1 protein-coding gene is annotated in these 2,212 nt (G+C 65.8%); it reads left to right on the top strand.

What is annotated here, in order from left to right; genetic code table 11:
• Nucleotides 1-2,212 (top strand): autotransporter-associated beta strand repeat-containing protein (locus ABZU72_RS28650; protein ID WP_355022161.1); only part of this gene is annotated, 2,212 nt, incomplete at both ends.

Genomic DNA, 2,212 nt, shown 5'->3' with positions numbered 1-2,212 from the left:
ACAGCAGCACGGCCGGGAACGCTACGATCCCGAATAATGGCGGCCTGGAGTTCTACAACGCCAGCACGGCTGGCAACGCCACGATCTCGAATAATAGTTTCTGGGATTTCTACGACACCAGCACGGCTGGCAGCGCCGCGATCACGAATAATGGCGTGCTGGTTTTCAACGACGCCAGCACGGCCGGAAATGCCGCGATCACGAATAATTTCGACGGCGGCCTGACTTTCAAAGACAGCAGCACGGCTGGCAACGCCACGATCACCAGTTATGGCGACCTGGATTTTAACGGCACCAGCACGGCCGGAAACGCCACGATCACCAATTATGGCGACCTGGGTTTCTACGACAACAGCACGGCGGGCAACGCGCGGCTGATCACCACGGCTGCCGGTATCACCGCCTTCCTCGGCACCGGGCCGCTCGGGGACGGCCAGGTCTCGGCCGGCTCGATCGAGGGGGCTGGCGCCTACCAGCTTGGCAGCGTGCATCTGACGGTCGGCGGCGATGGCCTGTCGACCGAGGTCAGTGGCGTCATCAGCGGGGTCGGTGGCGCCTTGACCAAGACCGGGGCGGGCGTGCTGACCCTCTCGGGCGCCAACAGCTATAGCGGCGGGACGACGATCACTGCCGGCTCGATCATCGCGGGCAACGATTCAGCCTTTGGCGCCGGTTTGGTGACGCTGAATGGCGGCACGCTGGCGACCACCGGTACGCGCGGCATCGCCAACAACGTCTCGCTGGCTAGCTCCAGCGCGATCAGTGTGCTGGACGCGACCGCGACGCTCAGCGGCGTCATCTCGGGCTCAGGCGGCTTGACCAAGACCGGGACCGGGGCGCTGACGCTATCTGGCCTCAATACCTATACCGGCGGCACGACGATCAATAGCGGCAGACTCTCGATTTCCGCCGACAACAATCTCGGCACTACAGCCGGGGCCCTGACATTCAATGGCGGCACTCTGGCAACTACCGCAAGCTTCACGACGACTCGCAATGTGACGATGAACGCCACTGCGACGATCGATGTCGCCGCGGCCACCTCGCTGACGGCAAACGGCAATTTCACCGGCGCCGGCGCGATCGCCAAGAACGGGACCGGCGCGCTGACGCTGGGAGGCAACAACGCCGGCGTCACAAACGGTTTCCTGCTCAACCAGGGCACCTTAAGTCTCGCAACCACGGCCGCCGCCAGTTTTCAACGCGTTGGCGCGACCGGGGCCAGCGTCCTCGACCTCGCCAACGGCGTGACTATGTCGGCAAACACGCTGCTGTCGGGAAGCGGCCTGCAGTATCAGGTCGCGGCCGGAACGGCGACGATTTCGGGAAACATCTCCGACCCCGGCGGACCCTTCACCTACGCGAAGATCGGCGCGGGCACGCTCATTCTGACCGGAACTGGCAATACCGTTGCCGGCCCGCTCACCCTCTCCGGCGGCACGCTGCAGATCGGCAATGGCGGCACCAATGGCTCGCTCGGCACCGGCAACATCCTCAACAACGCCGCGCTGGTCTTCAACAGCAGCAGCCTGGCCTATGCCGGTGCGATCACCGGCATCGGCACGATCGCGCAGAACGGCGGTGGTCGGACAACTCTGAGCGGCAACAGTTCGGCTTTCGCAGGCTCGACCACGGTTGCCGCAGGCGAGCTCCGGGTCGATGGTTCGCTTGGCGGCGCTCTCACGGTCAATGGCGGCACGCTCTCGGGCATCGGCACGATCGGCGGCGCGGTCACGGTCAATGCCGGCGGGACGCTGTCGGCCGGCAACAGCCCGGGCACCCTCACCGTCGGATCGCTGGCGCTCAGTGCCGGCTCGAATACCGTGTTTGAGCTTGGCACCGCAGGCGTCGCAGGCGGCTTGACCAACGACCGCATCGTCGTCAACGGCATCGGTGCGGCCGGCGACCTTGCATTGGGTGGGACGCTTGCGGCCACAGCGGCCTCGGCCGGCTATTATCGTCTGTTCGACGTGACCGGCGGGGGCACGATCAGCGGCGGCTTCAGCGCGCTTGCGCTCACCGCTCCCACCGTTCCCGGAGCGACCGGCACGGTCTACAGCATGCCTGCCGGCGTGGCGCCGCAGGTCAATCTTGCTGTGATCGGAGCCGGCCAGACCCTGCAGTTCTGGGACGGCGCAGACCAGGCCGGCAACGGCACCGTCAATGGCGGCACGGGAACCTGGAACGGCGGCAACACCAACTGGGCGGTGGC

This window comes from Nocardioides sp. NPDC004968, assembly GCF_040608935.1.
Taxonomy (GTDB): Bacteria; Actinomycetota; Actinomycetes; order Propionibacteriales; family Nocardioidaceae; genus Nocardioides.
The sequence above is the reverse complement of the archived record's forward strand: the minus strand, read 5'-3'. Positions and strand labels throughout refer to the sequence as shown.